Here is a 24,694-nt window from a genome sequence, read left to right as displayed (position 1 = left end):
TACCTCCTAAAAATATACTCCATTACCATTCTAACTTAGATAATATAGAAATTATAGCAATGATTCTTTATGTTCCTGTTAATTCCATGTTAAGTAAAAATAAACTCATAATTTTAATACCTATTTGTTTATAATATAGTGTTGCTTATAGAAAAAGTTCAAAAAAATAGCAGCTTAAATCACAAATTGATAGCTACTATATCACCTTTCCTTACAGGAACAATATATTATTTTTCATAGTTCATATCTACATTTTATTTAGATTCGTCATTTTATAATAACATCTCACTAATATCCTTAAATAAGTTTCCTTTAGTATCACAAATCTTTGTATGAATTTTATCACCTTCATAGGTGAAGTATAAAATAAGTTTTCTGTTATTATTTTCTTCATACCTTTGGCTAATTTTAACTGGGCCAAATAAATTTTTATCCTCTACAATAACTTTTGGACTTCCGTTATAATTGGCAATTTTTATTTGTCCTTCATGTTTCTCATTATAAGATGCATAGATTAAAGAGTAGTCTTCATTAAAGGTAATTGAATCAATAGAAGGAACTGCTCCAAACCTATCTAAGTTAAATGGAATTTCATCTAATTTTAAAGAACTACCTTTATTTTCAATATTTCTTCTAATCATAAATATATTTAGTTTATTATTTTGGGAGCTACTGCTTAAATTCGTTCCAACATAGCCATCACTAAAATGCCCTATATCTTTAGCAGTAACAATATTTTTTATAATAGGTTTATTTAATCTACTAACTGGAGTACCATCATAGTTCATGGAATATAGATGAATTCCATCTTTTTTTAAAGAAGTATAAGTTAAATATCGGTCTAATCTATTGTCGCAAACTATACAATAAGGCTTCTTATAATACTTTGTAAAATCTGGTGGTGTACTTTGATTATTGAAGAAGGAAAGGCCTCCTCTATAAAATTGCTTAACATATATGAAATTATCATCAGGTTTTGTAAAGAAAAGACTGCCTTTAAAGTCCATGCTGTTTGCATTTTCAAAGTCTTCTATAGTAGTCAAATCATAAGAACAATCTAACTCTTTATTTTCATTTAAGGTAACGTTAGTTCTAATAATACCTTTGTCAAATGTGGTAATTATATCATCACTTGAAAACGGGTCATCATGAAATATCACGTTGTTTAAAGTTTTATGAGAAGGAGATCCATATAATAATTTTGATTCTCCAGTATCAATATTTAAACAATGTAAGTAGGACATAGGTGTGCCCGTTTCTTCTTTACTGGATAATATTAAAAGAATGTTTCCTGGGTGCTTCCTTAACCAAGTTACTTCTTTTATTTCCCCAAACTTTCTAGAATTTATATTAATGCTAGGCTGTTTATATTTAGGTGCTCCTATATTAAAATTCTCATAAGCGTAAGATAAAATAGTTAATATAAGCATTATTAGTGTCAAAGTGAGCATTCTAAGTTTCTTCATTAAATCACCTCCATAATGTGGTATAATTTAATTATATTACAAAAATCTATAAAAATAAAAGAACAAATATAACCTATACGATAAATTTGTCCTTTTCTACCCTTGCGACATACTTAAAGAATAATATTGATGTTAATACAATCAAAACGTCCTTTTTACTATCGTTATACAACAAACTAAAATTGTTCATGACTTTTTCCATAAAAATTTCTTTTTAAAATATATTCTATAGTAATAAATACCGCAACTATTATTAAGCATTCAAGCTCTAATAACTTAATGCTTACATTATAAACAGTGGATTTATTTAATATTATAAATATCATAGTAAGCAGTAATGTACATACTCCTGAAATACTCCATATTAAACTACATTTTCTATTAACAAAAGCCAATGTATTTGTATCTTTAGGACAAGTCTCTCTCTTATCATTCGAGAATCTATTAAAAATCATTGCTATAAACTACAGTTCCTGTAATACCATCAAAGCTCTTATCTTCAAGTTCCAACGCCATAAACGCTTCCTCTGGTTCATAAAAATATTTATTAAAACACTTTAATCGCTCTTAGCTTTAAGTAGTAGAAATATAGTAATAAATATGGAATAAGATAGGATAAAAAAGTCCACCCTATGTTCCACCCATTTCCATAGATAACTAAGTTAAATAAAACTCCTAGATATTCTAGCATCGTAGAAGCTATTGCAAAAATTAGAATAATTGAATAAGAGTTCATATGCTCTTTTAAAATATAATGAATCAAATAACATCCTAATACAGAATATAACCCTAAGTTTACAGATATAGAAGTATGATCCCCATTAATACTTACAGGTACTACTCTCCAGAAATTAAGATGAAAGCCAAACTCATTTACTATATATGCTATTATTGATGAAAAAGGAGCAATAATTAGTACTGTTTTCCTATCTTTAAAATAAAGCATTACTCCAAATATCCAAGGAATTATAAAGCCTAATATTATATTTAAAATCATTCAATTATCTCCTCTGCCTAGTATTTTGTTTTATTATTTCTAAGATGAAAATTACTTTAAATTTATCCAATTTATGATATTTTATACTATATCCTATTGTTATTTTATATTATATGCAAAGGCTTTTTATCTTTGGCGTATTTTAGAGTAACGTTGAAAATATATAAAACTTTTAAGGGAAGCCATTATGACTTCCCTTAATTTACTTTTTAGAATACTTTAATACTAAATGCTTTCTTAATTGTTATGGCCAAAAACAAAATAAATCCAGTACAAATTCCAGTATAGATGCAAGAATTCCATTGCGCCAACTTTTATAAAACCCTATACCGAAAGATAATGTACCAACTATTTTTAATGATATCCCTAAGGTTGCACTGGTGTTATCTTGAAATGCAAAGTAAAAACAAATTATGCCTATAGCAATAAATAATAAGCATACCATTACTTTCTTCATTAACACATTTGCTCCCAATTGTTAGACAATAACTATAAATTTATACTAAATATACTAAATTCACACATTAATTATAACCTTAATTCCAATCTAATGTATATAGCTAAACAAATATAAGTAGAGCATATAAAAGTAAATAAAGGCTGTGAAAGGTATGCAGTTATTATATAAAAAACTATACCTTCTTAAATCACTGATTTTTCTCTTTTTGTCTTGGTTATCGCTGAACCCCATAAAATACCTCCATAAATTACCCTATCATGATAATTTATGAAGGTTTATAGGCAGTGGTTACTTATTTATTGTAGATAAACTTCACAATATGAGTTTCATTAAATTATCTGTCTGTTCATCTTCACCCAATTTGAAAATATGTGTGTCAAATTTTTTAAATACTTGCTTTTCATAAAATTTTATCGCATTAATGTTGCTTTCCCATACACCTAACCAAATGTAATTAAGATTATTACTTTTGGCAATTTCTATAGCATTTTGTATTAACAATTTGCCAATATGTTTACCCTTACATTCCTGAGATACATAAATTCTTTGAACTTCTAATGTATTTATAACTTTGACAAAACCCATTTTGCCATACTTAGCACATTCTCATTTTTATCATTACAGGCTTTTTCAATGAATGGCAAATACTCAGGTTTGTACGCATTTAGCATTGCATTAAGTGCATTTGTTTTATAACGCCAAGCCTTTTCTTGTGGGATATACCAGAGTTTTGGTTGTATAACATTTTCTAAAAACTCATAATCTGCTTCAATTATTTGCTCAAGGGATAACATTTGACTAATCTCAGAAAGAAATGGAAATTCTTCATCTTCTGTCCATGAATTTTTATTAAAGGGACAAACATCTTGGCAAATATCACACCCGAATATCCAACTCCCCATCTGCTTATTAAATTTTTCATGTGGTAAATCCCAACCTTCCCATGTAGTAAGACAAGAGATACAAGTTGATCGGTTCATAGTATAGGGCTGTGATAAAGAAGAGGTTGGACAGGATTTAATACATAAATTACAGTGTTCAGGACATGGCTTCAATCTTGGTATTTCAACAGATTCTAACTCCTGATCTATAAGCCATGCCTCTAAATACACCCATGAACCGGATTCTGTATAAAAGAAATTATTTTTACGTACTAATCCAAGTCCAGCTTTTAATGCCGCCCATCGTAATGCAGTAATACCAAATTTTCTTTCAGTAGCTGTTTTAAGTCCTATTTTTTGCATATACGCTTCAAATTTTAAGCTATCTTGATAATCTTGAGAGTTTTCATCCCTTCTACTATCTACTAAATAATACTTAGCAATAGAACCTTTCAAGTGCTCAGGAATATGATATTTTCCATATTGCCTTACGCAGATAACAATTGATTTTGCCCAAGAATATGTATCTTGCAAGTGAGCAAAACGATAAAATCCCTCGTAATATGGCTTCACTTCTGGAATACGCTCAATTCTTTCATTAAGTTTTTCCTCATAACCTAACATATCAGATATTTTAATAATGCCGCACTTTTCATATCCCATACTAAGTGCTGCACTTTTTATTTGTTCTGCTAATAAGTTCATTTATCTACACTCCTTCCATAAATTTATCCTATCAAACAACTATATATTTGTAAAATTGATATATTCGAATTGACAATTCATTTTTTTAAATATATCATTTATAATATGTAGAATGGAGTGAAATAAATGGACATTAGGCACTTTAAAACATTTAAAAGTATTATAGAAGAAGGTAACTTTTCAAACGCTGCAAAGAAACTGGGATATACACAATCTACTGTTACATCGCAGATTCAGCAGCTAGAGCAGGAGCTCTCAATCAAGCTATTTGAAAAAATTGGGCGTAACATGGTATTAACTGCCTTAGGAAAAGAATTGATCCCATATACAAATGAATTACTTGATACAGTAAAAAAAATAGAAAGTATCGGTAAACATGGTGATAAGATTACAGGAGAGTTGAAAATTGCAGTTGCAGAATCATTGATGTCTTATAAGCTGCAAAATGTACTAACCCTATTTAAAGAAAAAGCTCCTAATGTAAAACTTTCTATCATTTCACTCAATTGCCTTGCCATAAAAAATATCCTATCTAAGGGTGAGGTAGACCTTGGTTTGATGTATGATGTAGGGAGCCAAAATGATAGTTTGATTACTAATAAACTAGCTGACTTCACTTTAGCTTTAATATGTTCACCTTTATTAGAGAAAAATAAATTTGACTTTTTTAAAGTAAATCAACAAATAAATACAAGCCTTATTGTTCATGAGGCTGAATCCGTTTATCGAAAAATAATTGAAGATTATTTTTGTGGTAATGAGATATTCTTAAATAATACAATTGAACTTGGGAGCATTGAAGCAATAAAAAGATGTGTTGCAAGTAATTTAGGAATTTCTTTCTTGCCTCGTTTTGCAGTAGAAGAAGAACTGGAAAACGGTAGGCTAAAAGAACTTGAGGTAGGCTGCTCTGATAGCAAAATCACAGCAATTTACGCTTATCACAAGAATAAATGGATCACTCCTGCAATGTCGTTGTTTGTGCAATTAGTGAAAGAAAATTTTAATATTGATTAAAGTGATCTACTATTTGTATGATTACATCATAATATTATAATAAGCTGATTATTGATACATTATAGTATATATGCTACAATATAGGCCATATGTACAAGTTTGGGGGTTGTAAAGTGATTGTCTCAATTAAGATAGCCTTCTAGAATCAGTCAACAAAACTTTTTAGGAGGCTAAAATTATGAAATTTAATTTAATAGATACTGAACATTGGAACAGAAAACCATACTTTGAACACTATTTGAATTCTGTTAGGTGCACTTATAGCATGACAGCAAATATAGAGATAACAAATTTATTGAATGATATTAAGCTAAAAAAACTTAAACTGTATCCAACACTTATTTATATTATTGCAACTGTGGTTAATAATCATAAGGAATTTCGCACTTGTTTTGATGAAAAGGGTAATTTAGGATACTGGGATAGTATGAGTCCAAGTTATACTATCTTTCATAAGGATAACGAAACATTTTCAAGTATCTGGACAGAGTATGATAAAAGTTTTTCATGTTTTTACAATAAGTATCTTGATGATATTAAAAACTATGGGGACATTATGAGTTTTACTCCGAAGTTGAATGAACCAATGAATACATTTCCTATATCCTGCATACCTTGGGTGAGCTTTACTGGATTTAATTTAAATATATATAATGATGGAACCTATTTAGTACCTATCTTCACAATTGGAAAATACTTTAAACAGGATGATAAAATACTTATTCCTATGTCCATACAAGTTCATCATGCAGTTTGTGATGGTTACCATGCCAGCAGATTTATTAATGAGGTACAAGAATTAGCATTAAATTGTCAACCATGGTTAAAACATAAATAAACTATACTATTCTTATAATTAAAATAGGGGAAGCTACATAGCCTCCCCTTCAAATTTACCTTCTTTACCAACTGTCAAAAATATTCAATTTCACCTGGATAATTAGGGAATTGCCCAAACCCGTTAAACATTATCCACATATATTTTCTATTTGCTATAAATAAGCTTTACAATATGAGTTTCATTAAATTATCCATCTGTTCATCTTCACCCAATTTGAAAATGTGTGTATCAAATTTATTAAATCCCTGCTTTTCATAAAATTTTATCGCATTGATGTTGTTCTCCCATACACCTAACCAAATGTAATCAAGATTATTACCTTTGCCAATCTCTATAGACTTTTGTATTAACAATTTGCCGATATGTTTACCCTTACATTCCTGAGATACATAAATTCTTTGAACTTCTAATGTATTATCATGCCCTAACTCTGTTTGAGCTTTGTCAAAATTAAGTTTCATATATGCAACTGCTTCTTCATTATTTTCTACTACATAAAATTTTGAACCATTGTTTTTGATTTCGCTCTCCAACTTTTCATAAGAAAAATTTTCTTTCAAATAATTTTCCATATCTTCTTTCGTATTATCATTAGAAAATGTTTCATAGAATGTTTTTTCACTTATATATTTAATTTTTTCTATATCTTTTAAACTACATTCCTTAATTACTAAATTGTCCATAATCTTTACCACTCCAGTTACAATGAAAATGATATTTTACTAAATTCCTGTTTTATATTCTATACTTCTTAGTCTTCAAATTAGTTATACATATCACTTAGTGTATTTTTAAATAAAATTGTGCCCTAACTTGGCTACCGTATGTGTTACTTTTGGGGATATTCATATTCTTTAGGTTGCCTGCAAAACACTATTTACAAGATATTTCGCTTTTTCATAATCATCTTTTCTCACAGAAACAATATATTGTTTTTCATATCTCATATTGATTCCAAAACTCCCAAACTTGCTCCTTGTAGTACCCGAATAATTTATCATTTTATAAATATATTTAATGCCTTCCTTTTCTAAAACTCCTCTAACTTTTGATAATTCTTCTAATGAATATCCGATATATACATCCTTCTTATTAAATAAAAACAATATTGAATCTCCTTTAGATATCATTGATTTATAATATATAGTTATATCATTATATTATAATAATTCCAATATCCTTTATTTTTTAACTGCTAAACAATAATTCACATTATCAAATGCTTTTATAGGATGCTTTGGATTTGCTTCGTTATATTTCTTGAAATATTGATCTGTTATTTCATTGGGTGTCAAATGTTCATATATCAAGAAATTGTTATCAGCTAATATCTTTTCCAATTCCATATAAGAATAACTCGCAAGCATTTTTTCATTTGCCGCACTAGCCATTAATGCTTGCTTTTTGGCTCGTTCTCCAGCCTTGTCAGTATAAGTATATTCATCTGGATAATCCAAAACTATACTACTGCCTTCTGGCACAAATTTTGAAATCGTTCTGACTATTTCTATAAAAACCTGTTTAGACAAATAGTAGCTTATTCCAAGCAAACTGCAAAAGCTTATTTTGCTTGGATTAAATTCTGTACATTCAAGCAATTTGCTCTGCCAATTGTCTTTGGTAAAATCTGCAGATATATAGTGTAAATTTGCAGGTTTATGTGTTACTAATGACTGAATTCGTTTTTGCTTGTCTATACCAGTAGTAGTATGGTCAATTTCAAAGATTTCAATTTTTGATGCCCAGTTAGGTTGTCGATATGCAAATGTGTCATATCCTGCTGCAAAAATCAAATACTGCCTTGCACCCATACGAACAGCATTTTCAAGCAGTCTCTCTGTAAATGCTGCTCTTCCTATTGGAGAAGGAGATAACTGATTATCAACAACCCATCGTAAAGCCTCGTCCTGTGTGCCCACAAAAGTTGGATTGAAGAAACCAATTCCTTTTGACATATTTCTTGCTATTTGTTCGTACTCATCCTCCGTTAAGATTTTCCTTGCCAAATAATCATCAAATACTTTTACTTTCTCTGTATTTTGTGTTGAGTGGTAAGCTCTTGAAAAGGCACTTACAAGTGCCGTTAAACTTTTTTGTTCCATAAAATTATCACCTCTAATACTTTATACTACTTTGATATCCCAACTACAATACTTGACTTTTTTTGTATTTTATGGTATAGTAAAGACATAGAAATAAAAAAATATGTAAAATTTTTAAGGGAAGTCATTATGACTTCCCTTATTTTACTTCCAAAAATACTTTAATATTAAATGATTTCTTTACGTTATGGCCAAAAATGAAATAAATCTAATACAGATGTAAGAATTCCATTACGCCAACTTTTATAAAGTCCTATACCGAAAAATATCGCACCAACTATTGTTAATGGTACTCCTAATGTTGCATTTGTGTTATCTTGAAATGCAAAGTAAAAGCAAATCATGCCAAGAGCAATAAATGATAAACATACAATTACTTTTTTCATTAACATATTCCCCTTCTAGATTATTAATCAATAAATACCCACTTATACAATAATTTTCTACTTTTTCCAAAGAAGAACTGATTTTGAGGAATCCTTTGACACTTCTTCTTTAATCATATTTGAAGACATTTTTCTCATATCTGGGTAAACCATATAGTACACTGCTGATATGTCCTTTTTTTCTTCTATAAGACCTTCCCCATTGTCATAATCTTTCCATGAACTATTGTTGATTTCATACTTATATTCCTTATCCTTTTGAGGCTTAGAAAAATATCTTGTCCATATAGTATCTGTGTAATAAATATATGCAACATCTTGTTTTATTCCATCTTTTTCAATTGTGGTGTTCCACTTATATGAGCAGTAGTAATCATCTCCGTTAAAATAGGCAAGAAGCTTTCCGTCATCTCTCATTTTTACACTCACTAATCCCTCTTCGTAGGGGATCGGTATCTGGCGGTGGAATATAAGTTCAAATCCTCCTAATAACACTGCAATTGCACATATAACTGAAATAACTGATACCATAACATTTTTCCTAAACAATTTCTTTTTTATTCCTTTTAACACATTTGATTTTGCCTGCTCTGACGATTTTGCAGTGCTATCTTGAATAAAGTCACTATTTATACTATCAAGATATTTTTTACAGGCATCACACTCCTGTAAGTGTTCCTCCACAGCGATACGGCTTTGGTTGCTGCAAACCTCATCATGATAAAGAGGTAGTAAGTCTTTGGTTATTTCACAGGAGATTTTCAATCTAATCCCTCCTTGATTTTAATTTTTGCACGATGAAATGTGACTCTTGCCCAGCCTTCTGTTTTTCCGAACAGCTCAGCAATTTGTAGAAATGGTAATTCACCAAACACACGTAAAGTGAAAACCTCTTTATAGGGCTCATCTAAAAAATGAAGTTTTTTATGTATTTCCCATGCTGTTTCTTTATTTATTAACTTTTGTTCAGCATATTTAACTTTATCTTCTTGGGGCTCATCTCTGGTTTCTTTATTTTTTTGGCATAGTGAAAAATAAATGTTTTTTGATATTTGGCACAGCCAAACTCGCATCTTACATTGCCCTTTGAAATTATCTATACCTTTTAGAGCTTTAAAAAAGGTTTCTTGCGTTATTCCCTCTGCCAAAGTTTCATTATGGCAGAGCGACAGGGCATATTTATAAACGTCAGAAAAGTAATTGGAGTATATAACTTCAAAGTCAGTCACGATTTCACCTCACTTTCATATATAAGACTCTTGAAACTAAATTTCGTTACAATATTTCCAAAAAAATTTAAGCGTGTTGTTGGACACGCTTGCTTAGTTGTATAAATTGTGAAGTTATAACTACCTAGCCTTGAATATGCAATAAAGATATTTAAAATCTCATTCTCATCATAAATAAATAATATAATATACCAGGTAATCCCATAGCAGATAGTATTGTGATTGCAGTATGTACTTTTTTCTCATTTCGTAATATAAACAATAAAAACTTATATCCTAAAATACCACTCAATCCACCCAGACAATTTAGAATTATATCATCAATGTCTGATGCTCCAATGCCTAGAATCCCCTGAATGATTTCAACAAACAAACTCACTATGAAAATAAACAACAAATTAGTTATTGCTCTTTTATCATTTTTGAATAATAACAAATATGCCCCAAGGGGAACAAAAATAACTATATTGCCAACCACATTACCAAAAGCAAATGCTTTTATGTTCGCAGAACTACTAGATACATATTCCATTATACTATAAAAAGGAATAAGATTGATTGACCTAGGCCCCGAATGGGAAATTCTTGATAAGAACAATATTTTAATTAATAAAAGTATGTAACAAATGAAAACACCATATAAAATGACTGTTTTAATTCTCTCCCGTTTATTCATAATACCTCCATCTTTCATTTAATCTCTGCTTATTCTATGCTGATATTATTTAAACACAGAACAAGGAGCTATGTTGGAATTCTATCTTATGAATTTCTTAAGATTTTCTTATGGCAGAGAGTAAAGCCATCAATATCTGGCAGCATGACATCAAGTATCCCAAGCTCTAACTGTTCCGACTCAACACACCTTAGCGCATCTTTACCGTTATAAAATTTGTATATTGTAAAACCTTCATTTTTTAAATAAACTTCAATTAGGTCTGCTATGGACTGCTCGTCGTCTACAACCAAAATATTCATACTCATGAGTTCTATCCTTTCTTTCTGCGATTATATGTAAAAAACAAGGCTAACTTTCACACAGTTAGCCATAAAATCATTATTGAATTTTAACTTACCTTCTATTTAATCTTCAAATTCTATTTGCCCTTATGCCAATTATAAAAGTCTTTTAGACCTGCTTTACGTTCCTGTGGTAACTCTGTTTTCTTAACACCGTCAATTGCACCTTCCAGTGCTAACAATCTATGAATACACGCAGAAGCATCAATTTCTTGTATCTTCAGCCATGCCTGTTCTGCACCAATATCTTTTAATTCATCATAAGTAAATATACCTACTTTATTCAACTGCCTTTCAACTTCTTTTCCGATATTAGGCAGATTTGATAATTCTCCCATAATAAAACTCCCTTTCAAAATAAGATTCCAACTAAGTAAAGCATTATGGTTCATATCCTCACCTTATAATTACATTTTACCAAATTCTTATTTTATATTCCATAGTTCTTCAGACTTAAACAGGTTATATAAAATATACCTTCCCAATACGTCTATCTATTCGGCATCAAAATCAATAAAGTAATTTCTCTCTGATGTATGTATTGTGAGGGTTGATAAATTAATATTGTCCTCTAAAATATCCACTCTGTATTCGAACATGATATCATCATTTTGCTTCTTCATGAATAAGTAACTTCCTTCTTCTTGATCCTCGGCCTCATCACTTATTTCAGCGTAGATTTCTTCGCCACTGACTTCTCCAGGATATCCTGACTTTCTTATCTTTTCCTCTATTGCTTTAAAAAACTTTTCCATTTTTCCGCTCACTTTCTTTTTTAAAATACCTATTTCTCTTCTAATCAAGTATATACTATGTTTCTAAATAATTACTTCATATTTTAATTATTCAATTAGATTATTATACCTTCAAAATGATCCATTTCATGTTGAATTATTTGTGCTATAAATCCAGTAAACACTTCCTTTTGCTTCTTAAAATTTCTATCAAGATACTCTACTTCTATCTTTTCATATCTCTTTGTTTTTCTAAAGCCAATTAAAGATAAACAACTCTCTTCAGTTTCATAAATCTTTTCTTTGTTTAATATAACTGGATTTATCATAGGCACAATAAGGCTGCCTACAGTAAATACTAATATACGCTTTTTCACTCCAATCATATTACCAGCCAATCCAACACAATTCTCAAGGTTTGCTCTTAATGTATCTATTAAATCATCAATTACTACTATATCATTTTTAGTTGCATCTTCTGATTTTTGTCCTAAAAACAATATATCTTTTATAATTGGTTTTATCATTATTTACACCTCTTTTTCAGTTGTATATTTTATAAATCATACTATATCATATATAAAATTAGCACATCAATGACAAATTATCATTTATCTGTGTCTTTTTTAATAATCTTTATTTGCCATTTTAAGAAGATTACGACTTAATACGTTAACTATTACCAAGTTTCATAATGTATTATTTCTTTGAGATTTTTTCGTGGACGAGCTTTTGGTGCCTCATTTGCATAACCAAGGGTGATAATACCAACTACATATTTGTCAGTAGGTATATTCAAAATTGGTCTGATTTCATCTTGGGTAAACCATGCAACCCAACAAGTACCTAATCCTAAATTCTCAGCTTCAAGTAATATATGTTCCATGGATATAGATGTGTCTCTGAGTATCTGTTTAAGTTCTTCCTGTGGGCTATTTTCATTTAATATCACATCTACAGTTCCTTCTATTCTGCAACGTATATCTGCCACGCATACAATAAAAACCGGCGCAGAAAGCATCCATTTTTGGTTATGGGATGCTTTAGCTAATTTTTGTTTAGTTAACTCTGATTTTACTACAATGAAATGCCAAGGTTGTGTGTTACTACCAGACGGAGCAAGTCTGGCACTTTCCAGTAATTGTAGTATCTTCTCATCTTCAACTGATTTATTATTATAATTTCTTATACTTCTACGCATTTTAATTTCTCTAATCATATCGTTACATTCCCCCCATTAATTTATAAACATTTAGAATTAATACGTAATAATTTACTATTTTGTGCATACAACTATGTTCTCAAACCTCATTGAGAGTTCCTTCGATTATTCCATTCTTTCCAAAACTTGATGTATCCATCTCGATCAAAGTCATCAGCTGGAATATTTTTTGCCTCACTCTTCTTATAAAACTCCTCTACTTTATTAACAAAGTTGGATACTGTTTTAATATAGTCATTAAGATTAATGGTAACCTCATTAGCATTTTCTGTAACCAACTTTACACCCCCATCTATATGTAAAACAGACCAATCAACTCCACTAGGACAGCCGCATATTTCAACGGTATCGTCATGATCACTTGCTATAATAAAATGACCACAGCAAGGTAACATTTGATTAGAACTTTTTCCCATTACATGGTTTTCTTTTATAGATTTTAATAAATATAGTGCTGTTGAACTAACCGTACAAGGATAATTATCAGCAACTACTTCATTACCTATTTTTACATTGACTTTTCCGTGAAGACATAAATCTTCTGGATTATCCTTTTCTCCATTTATCCAATATAAATCTACTATATCAATAGTAAATTGAGAATTATTCATAAAACTTCTCCTAATTTATAAGTATTATTCTGCAGTTGTTTTAATATCATAATTTTATGATGAATAGATTATATAAGAAGAATGAGAAATATAAAATCATTATTTTTTCAAATTATTATTCACTAACTCATTATATCTTTTTTCATTCTTCGGCCAGCTTATAATTGCTCCAATTATTCCACCTATAAATCCCCCTATAAAGTATCCAAAATGCATGTAGAAATCAAAAGGAGTTTTACTAATTAATCTACTAATTACAGACCCTATGAACATTCCTGCACCCATTCCAATCCCACGAGTGAGTATATATACCTCCTCGCCCTTTTGTTTAGTTTTTTCCCATCTACGGATGAACTTTTCATTATTCATTAATTAATTCCTCCCATAAACTTAAAACCTCGCATTATAATACAATTGTTTATCATTAAAAAATGCAAACTGTTTATAGTTAATAACTCATCTGAATTTCTCACTATATTCAGTGTTTAACCTCCAAAGTTCTTTAAAGGCTTGAATTAAAACAAAAGACTTTATATTTATCTTAAAACCCTTGATATTAATGTAATCAAAAGCCCTATAATAATTCCAATATCCTTTGGAATACTGCTATCATCTTTACTCTTTTTAATTACAGTTAATATTTTTCCTAGTATGATAAGAGTAAGTGCTGTGCTAATAAGCATTTTGCTAACAAAGGAACTGAAACCAGTTTCCGTAACAAGAACTATGGCTATGGGGATAAATACCAACAATGAAGCAATTATATACAATACGTAACTTAATCTGTTAGTACTAATGTTAACCTACTCCTTTCTATCAAATGCTCCTTTTATATAAAGTTTGGTAACATAAATTGCTATTACATAGCAAAATTTTAATATTACGAATAAATTATCATATTGTGTTAATCGTTATTTTTTTCAACTCCCAATTCTCTAAAAGTGAAGGCAAAAGAAAGAATTACAGAGCTAAAAATCTTATCCATTATTCTTAATTCACCTTTAGTTAAGTAAATAAATAAAATATTTAAAAACCATAAAGTAAATGATCCAATAATAAATTTTATAAACACTTTTTTTATTGTACTCCATTTGGATTTTCTGATATTTAAAAATGCAGTGACTATAAAATATAATCCTACCAATAGCAGACATATTACATAGCCCACTACGAATTGAAAAACAAAAGGAAATTCTATATTCTTATAAACAATAAATAATACCATTACAGTCCATATTATCAATACAATATACATATATTTTTTTATATTGTCCCACATATTTTGCCTACTTTCTTCTTTAGTAAATAGTTTAAACTTTATAAACTCCTTCAGCGTTTATAAATCATATCTTGCTTTCTATATTTCAAGATATGAGGATTGTAAATTCTATAGCATATCTTAAATCTGCTTATGCTTATAATCTTACGTCATATTTGAATCCCAAGTAGTAGAGTACTGAAATCAACAGTTCAAGTTCTACATCAGCTCCCAATTGGGATAACGCAAAGTGATTATTGTGTGAAATAGATTTTGCTATAAATTTATCTATTTCCGCATGCTTTGAGTTAATAATACCACTATGGCAATTTAGAAAATTTGAGGTAATTCCAAATAATGCAGCTAGTTTACTGCTTTCTAGTCCTCTAATTTCATTTGATAAATCCCTTACAACGCCTTTATTCTTATAGGATAGACAATAATTTATCCAAATAGCTATAACCATATAAATAAACTCAACTGTAAAATTTTCTTCTGTAAAATATAAGTAGTTATTGAACCCACTAATTTCATTTGCTACTTTGATAATTTCACTACGCTTTTCAGATGACAAGGATTTTATATCGAATAATTCTATGAAATCTTGTACTATTAGAAGGCAAATGTTTTTGCTAAACGGGATTACCTCTCCATGCTTGTACATAATATTTAATAATTTTATTTCAATATCTGAATATTCTTTTTGTGAATTATCAATAATGCGCTGCAGGAGTTTTTGTTCTTGGTCTGTACATATACAGCGCTTTACTATTTTACATGATTTGTTTTGAACAGAATAATTATTCCATATACCAAAATCATCCCCTATCCTATAGGACTTAAATAATTGTTTTAGTTCTATAAACATATTAAGTATTTTGTAGTATTCTTCTTCGTTATCTCCATTCCACTTACAAAATCCATCTATTTTATTATCTTCAAAAGCTAAAATTAGAGGCTCACTCTTTTCATCATAAAACCTGATTTCCACTACGTTTTCTTTTATATGCAATATACACTCAAGAATTTTGGCGTGTTTTTGAACAATAGAAACCATATCCTTAAAATTGTATTCACTCTTTAACTTTCCCTTATAAAATATAGTACAGCTCAAGTTTATCCTCCTAATTTATATGTATTTTCAGTAATAAAATCCTTATAAAGAGAACTACAAAATACTTCAATTGAAGTTTGATCTGTGGAAAATGTAAAAGTTAAACTATGCTCCATTGAATCTCCGTATATTGTTCCTAATATTGTTATATGACCTGTTTTATCTAAATAAAATTGTATATTAGAACCATAACCAATATCATATAATTCAACTTTGTTTAATTTAAAATTATATAACTCTCTTATTTCCTTAATAAAAAAAATAAAATCTTTAATATTGTATTCAAATTCAGCAGTACCTGCAAAATTTTCAGAAATCACCTTAACCTTAAAAGTCGTATTATAAGGATTTCCGTTATTGAAATCATCGTAGGAAACTCTAATATTACTAATAATTAGCTGTTCATATGGGTTTCCTGTAACAATAGAGTATGTCTTCAAACTTATCACCTCTCAAATCTTCCATTATACTGGTTTCATCAAATGTATTCTTACATCTCAGTATAAGAGGATTGTGTATTAGAATTTATTGAACCATTTTTGAAATAGTTTATTTAAACTTTTCTATAAATTCAAGATTTGACTCCCATTGTTCTGTTATAGAAACTATTCTTCTACTACTTAAAGAAATAGAACCCTGTTCTGACCATAAAGGAGGATAGAAATTTAAGCCCTTATCACAAGGAATTTTTGTAATATCTTTTGTCCAGTCATCCCATCTTAAACCTTCATAGAATGTTTTTAGGTTATCAGCTAAAATCCATCTAATAAAATCGGTATATCCCATCGTCATGTCTTCCCACTCCAAAGTATCAGGAGGTAAATAAAAGATATTACCTATTTCACCTTCAAATGCTCCGCCATTTATAGAAAAAAATCCTCCAATAATGTCATACGCTACAATCATTGAATTTCTGATAGTTCTAATGATATATGAGCTTTTCATGCAATTCCAATAAAGCAAATCCCCGAAAATCTTTTCATTTCCTGCCCCAAGTATTTTTAGCCAGCCGTAGTCTATCAAAATACCACCTGTTTTATAGGTTATTGCTCCTAATGTTGATCTAGTTGTTACTTGTAAATTATAAAGAGTCTTTTCAGATTCTTCTTTAGAAGTATTAAGAATTTCATAATTAACAAGACTCGCCTTAAACCAAGATTGCAAAAGTTCCCATGTTTTCTCACTTTCACAGACCAGTTCCTGTAATGTTTTTTTAGTCATATTTATATCTCCTAAAACAAACTAATATGTTTCGTAGTAACTTAAAATAATTTATAAATACATTAATCATTTTGCGTTAATAGTAATTTTTATATCTTTAGCTATTACATATCCCCACAAGCCAAGGTTTCAATCAAAACAAAAGACTTTATATTTATCTTAGAACCCTTGATATTAATACAATCAAAAGCCCTATAATAATTCCGATATCCTTTGGAATACTGCTATCATTTTTACTCTTTTTAGTTATAGTTAATATTTTCCCTAGTATGATAAGAGTAAGTGCTGTGCTAAAATTAAAATAACATTACTGTTTATTTCTTATAAATATGTACGGCACAAAGTTCATGTACATTGAAATTAAAAATGCGCCTACTATAATACTTATGTAACTGTGTTGTCCATACCTTTCTTTCAGCAATTGTTTACCATACTCAAGGGAAAACATAAAGAAAAATAGCATTATGATTAAAATAGTTCTGGTATATTTGTGTTTTCGATATTTGCTAAATATTTTATTACAGATATCAGTCTTTTTAATTATCCAACTAAAGACAATATAAAAAACAGCAGAAATTATAAAAAACGCAAAAAAATTCATTTTTCCTCCAAATTCATTTATATATTTTAAAATTTTACAGGTAATCGATGAGATACCATAATTCTTACTTACTATCACCTGTTATTAGTTAAAATCCGTATACTAGTTTTACTTTTGTCCACTACTAAAAGTTTGAGAAATTTTTTCTCTATCGAAATCTAATATCCATCTGTTATACTTTTCATATATATTATTTAGTGAACCCTTTTCCTTTGCAATAACATATAGTCCCTCATCGCTGTATAAATGATATATTATATTTTTATCTATATTTATAAAAAAGATTTCATTATACTGATTATATCCGAATACACCAAACCTCATTTGATTTACAATTGTTTTTAGCAGCAGATTATAATTAAAATCGCTAATTTTGCATGACAAATAGTATCTAAAAGTTTTAAGATATACTTCATCACCATCTTCTTGATAACAATAAGGTATCTGTTGAATTTCAACTTCCTTATACCTGCCTTTATTATTAAGATATTTTTTATAAATATTTATTCCTTCTGCCTCTCCAACGGACACTCCTATATCTTTATGTTCATTAATTACAATATATATGTTAGTATCATCAGAAAACATTTCATCAAATATCATCTTTGAACGGATAAAAGCAAACTTATAATATTGCTTATCCTCAAAATCCATATCTGGGCAGCCTATTTCAAACCTAATTCCAGTCGTCCAGTTATAAAATAGAGGCATGCATAACTGCAAATTTTGAAAATTATTTTGAAGATAGTTTTCTATCTCCTTTGAATTACCCATGTTTTAATAACTCCATTTACAAAACATTTATATTAAGCTCTTATAAAATCACATCTAAAAAGATTATAATCTAATTATTAATCAAAACAATTATTAAAGATGGATTCAAATTCGTCTTCGTTGATTAGATAGTTTATAACTTCCTCTATCCTTTTCCTGCTAATTTCATCTACAAGGACCATATTACTTGACCAAAAATACTTTCCTCTCAAATATTCTCCTGTTCTTCTGTTTTTTTCTACAAGTTTACTTATATTGCTGTATGTAAAAAATGAAGCGATCCATCTTGTACCATTATGAAATTCTACTATCACATCTGTATTATCATTATTTATATCACATTTACCTCTAGCCCATTCCTCTGATTCTATCCAAACCTTCCATTTGTTATCAAACATATAATCCTCCTATACTATCCTTAATTTGTTCTATCACTAAATCATCCTCCATATCCTTCATAAATGCTTCAATTGCAGTTTGGTATGTGGAAAACGTAAAATTTAATAAGGGTTATTATAAAAATACACCCATATAGCAATAATCATAGTCAATATGATTACTGAAGCTATTCCTAAAGGCTTATTTTTGTTAATTATTCCATAGATTATGCCTATAATTGAAGATATTGCAAGAGCAATACCTAATATCATACTCCACCACTCCCCTATTTCAATACTTGTACTTATTATTACTTCTTGAAATATCCAGATTTTAATTAATAAGGTCGTACTTATTTATAATTCTTTATCTAAATAATTTACCGCTGCCCGTTATTTCTCAATGTTCATCCGATATATTCTTTTATCTTATTAATGACCATTATATTGTAGTTGTTCATATTCTACATATTTGCGATTCATGAGGAATTCAAAATTTTTCTTATTAATCCTTATTTATTATGTGATTTGGCTTATTGGGTAAGGATATTAGCTTTTCCTTTAAGAAACTTGGTCTTATATCTAATCTATTTAATTCATCAAAACTAAACCATTTGTATATTAGCTTCTTATCTTCTACTCCATTAAATGAATGCTTCTGATTCAGTAACCTTGATTCCTTTTCAAGATTCACAAGGTATATTGTTGAAATCTCATGATACTGTTTATCTCCAAATTTAAAGAAATTTTCTACCATCCATAGTAGTCTATTTATATAAATAGTCTCGCCTAATTCTTCCTTAATTTCTCGTTTTATTGCACAGTCTGATGGCTCTAGCATTTGTACCCTACCACCAACAAGCGCCCAAAAATCATCATCTTCTCTTCTATTCAATAATATTCTTTTGCCGTCAGATATAACCCCACATGTTCTATAATTAAAAACAGTACTGTCGTTGTTATAGAAGGTAATGTCCATATGTTCTCCTCCTTTTTATCCAAAGTAATTTGATCCACATTAAATTACTGTTATTAAACAATATAAGAAAATTGCCACATAAAGTATCTATTTATTATTAAATAACTGATTTACTCTGCTTATGAAGCTCTTATTCAGGCCTTTAGCATAATTATCAAAGTTTGTTTTGTTTACAGTTTTATTAACTCCTTGTGTTTTTAACTTCTTGTCTAAGTCAATTAATATATACTCAAAGCCTCTATCCTTATCCTCATGCATACTTCCTCCAAAAAGATTTACTGACTTTTTATCAGAAAATGTTACAGTATAGTATGGAGAGTAGGAATTTCTATTTTCTTTTTCTACCCCAACATCAACTCTTTTTATATCACTGTATTTATAAATTGTACCAGCTGGTTTTATTGGTGAGCTTAACTTTATGCTGTCACTGTACAAAATTGCATAACTAGTCATTCCGTAGTATAAGGCTATCAATAAAACTGGTATGTAGCAAACTTTTATTACTTTGAATACCTTTGAAATAATATTATCAAATGTTATAAGCTTATTTAGTAGACTAATAATAGTCTGCTCTTTTTTACTAAGTGTGTCAGTATCTACAGGTTCAGCTTCTTCTATTAGCTCTGCCTGTACTTCTTTCCTTTTGAATAACTTTTCTTTTATTTTAATTACTGCATATATGATTAAAGTCATTATCATAAAAACAGGTATCATATTTGAATTATTGGATATGAAAAGTAAATAGTCTCCCCTACCAAATAAAAATATCTGTAGTGGAAAGTAAGTAAATATTGTTCCAAGTGCCAATATTGTTGCAAATATAATTGTTCCTATAAAATAAGCGATACCAATGCCTATCACTTTTAATATTTTCATTTGTTGTCCTTCCTTTAAAAATTCTAAAATAAAAGTATATTGATATAATACAAAGCTATATTTTGAAATAGTGTTGAAAATATACTTATTTTTTAAAAGTCATTTTGACTTTTCTTAATTCGTCTTTAATTACTGTTATTTAACTTTTAAATAATAGTGCGGAGATAAAGATATATAACAAAGGAAATAACTCCTAAAATAATTCTTGATATTCTACTTTTTTTGTTTACCGCTGTTTCGATAAATAATACAGCCGCCAATAAGATCCATATCCTCTCAATTAAAAACACGCCTAAAAGTGTGAGAATTGAAAAGCCAAATATAGGAAGTGTCAAAATTAATGATACTATAAAGAGCACACCTAAATAAAATAGTCTTGTCTTAAGGGAATATCGTTTATAATATGAAAATGCCAAGAAACATATAGTAATTAACAACGGTATCCATTGAATAATCATGTAAGAACCCTCCACTTTGTTAAATTTCTAATTATTTTTCTTATCTTTATACCATCTATATATTTTATACGGAAACAGGTATGTAAAAAGTGAAAGTATCATTAAATCATAAATCCATTTTAACCCTCTCGCATTTAAAGCAGACTTTATATAATCAGTTAACAAATTAAATGTTGGAGGCAGTATAAGGCAACCTACTAATAAAATAATAATAAGTAGTATATAAGTAATTAGCTTTACTAGCTTTGATAAAATTCACTCAATCATTTTTATCCTCCATTTGAATTGTAATATATTTCTTATGTCCTTCCACTTCTGTAACTATGCCTCCAAATGATAGTAAATTAATATTTTCTACTTGCTGATTTTAATAAATACCTAATAGAACTTACTATACCCAATATATAAAAGAATGCGTCAATATAGCTACCATTATTATTTATCAATATATCATATAGTGACAAAATGAATATAAGTATAACAACGACCATAACTATAGAAACAATCCAATTATTTAAATACTTTTGAAACCTTTCTTCAAATATCGAAATTGAAACCCATAGGCACAATATACCTAGCAATATTATTTTGTATACATCATTAAGTTCACGCAGCATATTTCACACCCTTCTTGTATTAATTAATTTTACATCATTATTATAAAAAACTATTTTTGTCCAAAAACAACAATATGCCCTATAAGAAGAGTGCATATTAACTGTCTTATATCTCTGATATTTTATCTTCTATATTGGCTAATACCTCACAGTCGCAAAAAACACCATTATCTCGCAGCCAATTTAATGATTCATCAATTGGTAACTCATTATCTTCTAAAAATTTTATTGTATATTTCAAAGTATCATCACATCCATGCTCTCCTAATATTTCATCAAGATAGTCAAATAAACTCTCAAATAACATAGAACTAAATGGAAGAGTGGCAACGAAAGTCATCTTCTGCTCTTCATCATACTTTTGTTTCAATTCTTTCTTTTTATTTTTATCCATGAATTCTTCCTCCTGTCATATTACTAATCTCTAATTCGTCATATATTACAACTGTTTAAATATCATAGATTTATTATTAACCACTACATTAACAATTTTATAAAACTAATTAATTTCTGCTTCTTTGATGCTTCATAAACTCATCAATACTATTTGGGCCTGCTATGAGATTTCCTCCAATAATTGCTATTGCTATTATAATTATTAGCATTACCCAACCGTCATATAATTGTAAAATACCAATAGAATAAAGTGGATAAAAAATAATCTCCATAACTGGATGTATTAAGAGTAAAAATGTAAGCCATTCACCAGCCTTGAACCCCTTATAAAATAAAAGTGAGATTATCACCACAGCTGCTATTGCAAAAATTTGTTTTAGTAGTACTTGTGTATTGTGTATATTCAAACCCATAAAGAAACTTGTCCAATAATATAGATTATTAATTACAATAATTAATAAAACGATTTTTCTACCTTTGTTAACTTGTTCACTATTACTATATATAGTCTCACCTTCTTCTTGATAAGTTTAATTCATATTTTTATTTATTACATAAACATTGCTTCATTTAAATTTTATGAATATATCGTTGTACTCCCATGACAATACGGTACATAATTGGGAAAAATAAAATGCTAATAAGAAGAAACATTAAATTACTTAAATCAAAGCTTGAAACAACTGCTATTAGGCTTAGTAGGATTGTTACAATGTAACCATACATAAAAAACTTTCCAGCAAAAGTAAAGAGCTTACTTTTCCCTTCAAATTTATCAATCCAAAATACTTTATGTAAAAGCATTTTTAATTTTATCGCTATGTTCATATGTCTAATAACCTCCATAGAATTCTTTTGCATTATAAGCAAAGCTTAATACTTGCATAATATATATTTCTTATGTTTAACTCTTGCATTCCAAGACAAGAAAATGTACATTAACTATGTTTGGAATCTGGCAGTGTATTATTAAAGTATAGTTTAAAATATCTTTTCAAGCCATTCCAAACATATTCTGTTGCAAAGTAAGTTTCTACTGCTGTACAGGTTCTTCCATTTGTATCTTTAAACTTTATAAATGTATATCCATTACCTTCAACACTTTTATAGTACCAATCGAGGAAAGTTACTTTATCTCCGACTCTATACTCATAAGATTTATCAATACTCATTAATCCATTAATATCTATAACTGGTTCAACAAAATTTTCTATGATATAAATATTGTCTCCATACTTACATTCGTTTGAAACACTCATGAACTATCTCCTTTACTAAAGCAAATTAAAATCTATAGTGAATAACAATACTGTTTATACATTTTATTAAGAGGATTACAAATCATCTTATACATAATTACTTTAAATACTTTATGCCCTTAAAATCATTAGCAGTTTCAACAGGACTAAATCTGAAATTCGATAAATTATACTTTTTTGCACAGTCTAATATTTTATCTGTACAAAAAAAATAAAGTATCAGTTTTATCCCTCTTTCTTCTGTGTGATGAACAATAATTTATGATTACGTACTAATATCTTGTTAGAATCTCAGCAAAAATATTATTTAATCCGAGAATTCATTAATTAACACTTCTAACTCTTTCTCATCATAAACTACACCATCATTAATAAACTTTTCTATCATAATAGTACCATCATCTAAAAATTCGATTTCCCATCTTTGTCCTGGGACTGCAACTTCAACTAAAATGCTCTCAGGTCTAATCTTATTTAAACGGTAAAATATTTGGCTTTCCTCTAAAGTATTAAGGAACTTATTTATATCTTTTAAAATATCCATATCTGCATCACTCCTTACCCTTATAAAACTTAAAACCAGAAATGAAAAAATTTATTTAAAATCAAAATAACCAAAAGTAGAAAAATTAATGCCAAAAAAGTACAGCAAAAAATGAGCAGAATTCCACTTAAAATATGTGCTGCTTTAGTACTCTCAAAGCTTACGAGTTTTAATGTTAGATATATTGTTGAAATAATTCCGATTATAATTAACGGATAAAAGAAAGAATATAAAAATGATTGTTGAAACATAAACCTTCCAATTAAACCTCTTCCTAAGCAAACAACAATTACCCCAAATAATAGAGCTTTTCCACCTTTTGCCCCAAAATAACGTTGAAAAATATCTGTCCTATAATCTGAAATAAGATTCCTGAATTTGCTTCCTTCTTGCTCTATTTTAAACAAATCCAAATTCTCATCATTTTCTTTTATTTTAATCACTCCCTTTGTAAAAAAACACGCTACAGTATAAACCATGTTTATTTCGTAATTTATTACTACTATATCGCAAAATAAAGATATTAGAAATTTAATCATTTTTTCTTCA

The 24,694-nt window shown here is 28.8% G+C and carries 35 protein-coding genes and 1 pseudogene; 2 read left to right on the top strand and 34 right to left on the bottom strand.

Annotation, left to right across the window (positions count from 1 at the left end):
* Window positions 1-272: 272 nt before the first annotated feature.
* The 6 genes from JOC70_RS00585 to JOC70_RS00560 form a co-directional block, all read right to left on the bottom strand.
* A complete protein-coding gene (locus JOC70_RS00585; protein ID WP_204596989.1) occupies window positions 273-1,466 on the bottom strand; it encodes a hypothetical protein in 1,194 nt (397 codons plus the stop codon).
* A 176-nt stretch (window positions 1,467-1,642) separates the two neighbouring features.
* Window positions 1,643-1,921: a hypothetical protein gene (locus JOC70_RS00580; protein ID WP_243429009.1), complete on the bottom strand. Its 279-nt coding sequence runs from the start codon at window positions 1,919-1,921 to the stop codon at window positions 1,643-1,645.
* 92 nt (window positions 1,922-2,013) lie between these two features.
* Complete coding sequence (locus JOC70_RS00575) at window positions 2,014-2,463, bottom strand: CBO0543 family protein (protein ID WP_204596988.1); 450 nt, start codon at window positions 2,461-2,463, stop codon at window positions 2,014-2,016.
* 244 nt (window positions 2,464-2,707) lie between these two features.
* Window positions 2,708-2,920, bottom strand: coding sequence for a hypothetical protein (locus tag JOC70_RS00570; RefSeq protein WP_204596987.1), 213 nt, complete (start codon window positions 2,918-2,920; stop codon window positions 2,708-2,710).
* Window positions 2,921-3,235: 315 nt separating this feature from the next.
* Window positions 3,236-3,508: a GNAT family N-acetyltransferase gene (locus JOC70_RS00565; protein ID WP_243429008.1), complete on the bottom strand. Its 273-nt coding sequence runs from the start codon at window positions 3,506-3,508 to the stop codon at window positions 3,236-3,238.
* On the bottom strand, window positions 3,487-4,509 hold the full coding sequence (locus JOC70_RS00560) for an epoxyqueuosine reductase (protein ID WP_204596986.1): 1,023 nt from the start codon (window positions 4,507-4,509) through the stop codon (window positions 3,487-3,489). Before JOC70_RS00560 ends, JOC70_RS00565 begins: the two co-directional genes overlap by 22 nt.
* Before the next feature lie 126 nt (window positions 4,510-4,635).
* Here JOC70_RS00560 and JOC70_RS00555 point away from each other — a divergent pair, with 126 nt between their 5' ends.
* Window positions 4,636-5,526, top strand: coding sequence for a LysR family transcriptional regulator (locus JOC70_RS00555; RefSeq protein ID WP_204596985.1), 891 nt, complete (start codon window positions 4,636-4,638; stop codon window positions 5,524-5,526).
* Between the two features lie 178 nt (window positions 5,527-5,704).
* On the top strand, window positions 5,705-6,364 hold the full coding sequence (gene catA / locus JOC70_RS00550; protein ID WP_204596984.1) for a type A chloramphenicol O-acetyltransferase: 660 nt from the start codon (window positions 5,705-5,707) through the stop codon (window positions 6,362-6,364).
* A gap of 167 nt (window positions 6,365-6,531) precedes the next feature.
* Here catA and JOC70_RS00545 read toward each other — a convergent pair whose 3' ends face one another.
* From JOC70_RS00545 to JOC70_RS00410, 28 genes and pseudogenes are all read right to left on the bottom strand, one after another.
* Window positions 6,532-7,050, bottom strand: a complete 519-nt coding sequence (locus tag JOC70_RS00545; protein WP_204596983.1) for a GNAT family N-acetyltransferase — start codon at window positions 7,048-7,050, stop codon at window positions 6,532-6,534.
* Window positions 7,051-7,221: 171 nt separating this feature from the next.
* Window positions 7,222-7,473, bottom strand: a complete 252-nt coding sequence (locus JOC70_RS00540) for a hypothetical protein (RefSeq protein ID WP_204596982.1) — start codon at window positions 7,471-7,473, stop codon at window positions 7,222-7,224.
* Between the two features lie 75 nt (window positions 7,474-7,548).
* Entirely contained in the window at window positions 7,549-8,469 is a 921-nt protein-coding gene (locus tag JOC70_RS00535; protein ID WP_204596981.1) for a class I SAM-dependent methyltransferase, read from the bottom strand.
* Window positions 8,470-8,654: 185 nt separating this feature from the next.
* Window positions 8,655-8,855: a hypothetical protein gene (locus JOC70_RS00530; protein ID WP_204596980.1), complete on the bottom strand. Its 201-nt coding sequence runs from the start codon at window positions 8,853-8,855 to the stop codon at window positions 8,655-8,657.
* Window positions 8,856-8,912: 57 nt separating this feature from the next.
* Entirely contained in the window at window positions 8,913-9,620 is a 708-nt protein-coding gene (locus JOC70_RS00525; RefSeq protein WP_204596979.1) for a zf-HC2 domain-containing protein, read from the bottom strand.
* Entirely contained in the window at window positions 9,617-10,084 is a 468-nt protein-coding gene (locus JOC70_RS00520; RefSeq protein WP_204596978.1) for a sigma-70 family RNA polymerase sigma factor, read from the bottom strand. Before JOC70_RS00520 ends, JOC70_RS00525 begins: the two co-directional genes overlap by 4 nt.
* A gap of 151 nt (window positions 10,085-10,235) precedes the next feature.
* On the bottom strand, window positions 10,236-10,760 hold the full coding sequence (locus JOC70_RS00515) for a VanZ family protein (protein ID WP_204596977.1): 525 nt from the start codon (window positions 10,758-10,760) through the stop codon (window positions 10,236-10,238).
* A gap of 107 nt (window positions 10,761-10,867) precedes the next feature.
* Window positions 10,868-11,068 (bottom strand): annotated as a pseudogene (locus JOC70_RS00510) (response regulator); the annotation flags it as partial.
* A 113-nt stretch (window positions 11,069-11,181) separates the two neighbouring features.
* Entirely contained in the window at window positions 11,182-11,442 is a 261-nt protein-coding gene (locus tag JOC70_RS00505) for a TfoX/Sxy family protein (RefSeq protein ID WP_204596976.1), read from the bottom strand.
* Between the two features lie 156 nt (window positions 11,443-11,598).
* The gene (locus JOC70_RS00500) at window positions 11,599-11,859 is read right to left on the bottom strand and encodes a hypothetical protein (protein ID WP_204596975.1); all 261 of its coding nucleotides are present in this window, start codon (window positions 11,857-11,859) and stop codon (window positions 11,599-11,601) included.
* A gap of 95 nt (window positions 11,860-11,954) precedes the next feature.
* Window positions 11,955-12,365 (bottom strand): peptide deformylase, encoded by a 411-nt coding sequence (locus tag JOC70_RS00495; RefSeq protein ID WP_204596974.1) that lies wholly within the window; start codon window positions 12,363-12,365, stop codon window positions 11,955-11,957.
* A gap of 152 nt (window positions 12,366-12,517) precedes the next feature.
* Window positions 12,518-13,057 (bottom strand): nitroreductase family protein, encoded by a 540-nt coding sequence (locus JOC70_RS00490; protein WP_204596973.1) that lies wholly within the window; start codon window positions 13,055-13,057, stop codon window positions 12,518-12,520.
* Between the two features lie 89 nt (window positions 13,058-13,146).
* A complete protein-coding gene (locus tag JOC70_RS00485) occupies window positions 13,147-13,671 on the bottom strand; it encodes a hypothetical protein (RefSeq protein WP_204596972.1) in 525 nt (174 codons plus the stop codon).
* A 99-nt stretch (window positions 13,672-13,770) separates the two neighbouring features.
* Entirely contained in the window at window positions 13,771-14,040 is a 270-nt protein-coding gene (locus JOC70_RS00480) for a hypothetical protein (RefSeq protein ID WP_204596971.1), read from the bottom strand.
* Window positions 14,041-15,086: 1,046 nt separating this feature from the next.
* Complete coding sequence (locus JOC70_RS00475) at window positions 15,087-16,043, bottom strand: hypothetical protein (RefSeq protein ID WP_204596970.1); 957 nt, start codon at window positions 16,041-16,043, stop codon at window positions 15,087-15,089.
* Window positions 16,044-16,045: 2 nt separating this feature from the next.
* A complete protein-coding gene (locus JOC70_RS00470; RefSeq protein WP_204596969.1) occupies window positions 16,046-16,483 on the bottom strand; it encodes a WapI family immunity protein in 438 nt (145 codons plus the stop codon).
* Between the two features lie 109 nt (window positions 16,484-16,592).
* Complete coding sequence (locus tag JOC70_RS00465; protein WP_204596968.1) at window positions 16,593-17,264, bottom strand: DUF2625 family protein; 672 nt, start codon at window positions 17,262-17,264, stop codon at window positions 16,593-16,595.
* A gap of 709 nt (window positions 17,265-17,973) precedes the next feature.
* Window positions 17,974-18,639 (bottom strand): DUF3885 domain-containing protein, encoded by a 666-nt coding sequence (locus JOC70_RS00460; protein WP_204596967.1) that lies wholly within the window; start codon window positions 18,637-18,639, stop codon window positions 17,974-17,976.
* Window positions 18,640-18,716: 77 nt separating this feature from the next.
* Window positions 18,717-19,037: a hypothetical protein gene (locus tag JOC70_RS00455; RefSeq protein ID WP_204596966.1), complete on the bottom strand. Its 321-nt coding sequence runs from the start codon at window positions 19,035-19,037 to the stop codon at window positions 18,717-18,719.
* A 102-nt stretch (window positions 19,038-19,139) separates the two neighbouring features.
* The gene (locus tag JOC70_RS00450; RefSeq protein WP_204596965.1) at window positions 19,140-19,289 is read right to left on the bottom strand and encodes a hypothetical protein; all 150 of its coding nucleotides are present in this window, start codon (window positions 19,287-19,289) and stop codon (window positions 19,140-19,142) included.
* A 232-nt stretch (window positions 19,290-19,521) separates the two neighbouring features.
* Window positions 19,522-19,995: an NUDIX hydrolase gene (locus tag JOC70_RS00445; protein ID WP_204596964.1), complete on the bottom strand. Its 474-nt coding sequence runs from the start codon at window positions 19,993-19,995 to the stop codon at window positions 19,522-19,524.
* Between the two features lie 87 nt (window positions 19,996-20,082).
* Window positions 20,083-20,871, bottom strand: a complete 789-nt coding sequence (locus tag JOC70_RS00440; protein ID WP_204596963.1) for a hypothetical protein — start codon at window positions 20,869-20,871, stop codon at window positions 20,083-20,085.
* 1,181 nt (window positions 20,872-22,052) lie between these two features.
* The gene (locus JOC70_RS00435; RefSeq protein WP_204596962.1) at window positions 22,053-22,340 is read right to left on the bottom strand and encodes a DUF2695 domain-containing protein; all 288 of its coding nucleotides are present in this window, start codon (window positions 22,338-22,340) and stop codon (window positions 22,053-22,055) included.
* Between the two features lie 109 nt (window positions 22,341-22,449).
* Window positions 22,450-22,755, bottom strand: coding sequence for a hypothetical protein (locus JOC70_RS00430; RefSeq protein WP_204596961.1), 306 nt, complete (start codon window positions 22,753-22,755; stop codon window positions 22,450-22,452).
* A gap of 157 nt (window positions 22,756-22,912) precedes the next feature.
* The gene (locus tag JOC70_RS00425) at window positions 22,913-23,170 is read right to left on the bottom strand and encodes a hypothetical protein (protein WP_204596960.1); all 258 of its coding nucleotides are present in this window, start codon (window positions 23,168-23,170) and stop codon (window positions 22,913-22,915) included.
* Between the two features lie 110 nt (window positions 23,171-23,280).
* A complete protein-coding gene (locus JOC70_RS00420) occupies window positions 23,281-23,601 on the bottom strand; it encodes a hypothetical protein (protein WP_204596959.1) in 321 nt (106 codons plus the stop codon).
* A 307-nt stretch (window positions 23,602-23,908) separates the two neighbouring features.
* Window positions 23,909-24,145, bottom strand: coding sequence for a hypothetical protein (locus JOC70_RS00415; protein WP_204596958.1), 237 nt, complete (start codon window positions 24,143-24,145; stop codon window positions 23,909-23,911).
* Window positions 24,146-24,174: 29 nt separating this feature from the next.
* Complete coding sequence (locus tag JOC70_RS00410) at window positions 24,175-24,684, bottom strand: hypothetical protein (protein ID WP_204596957.1); 510 nt, start codon at window positions 24,682-24,684, stop codon at window positions 24,175-24,177.
* Between the last annotated feature and the right edge of the window lie 10 nt (window positions 24,685-24,694).

It is taken from the genome of Clostridium pascui (genome assembly GCF_016908015.1).
Taxonomy (GTDB): domain Bacteria; phylum Bacillota; class Clostridia; order Clostridiales; family Clostridiaceae; genus Clostridium_AK; species Clostridium_AK pascui.
Note: the sequence above shows the minus strand (reverse complement) of the source record. Positions and strands in the feature narration are given on the sequence as shown.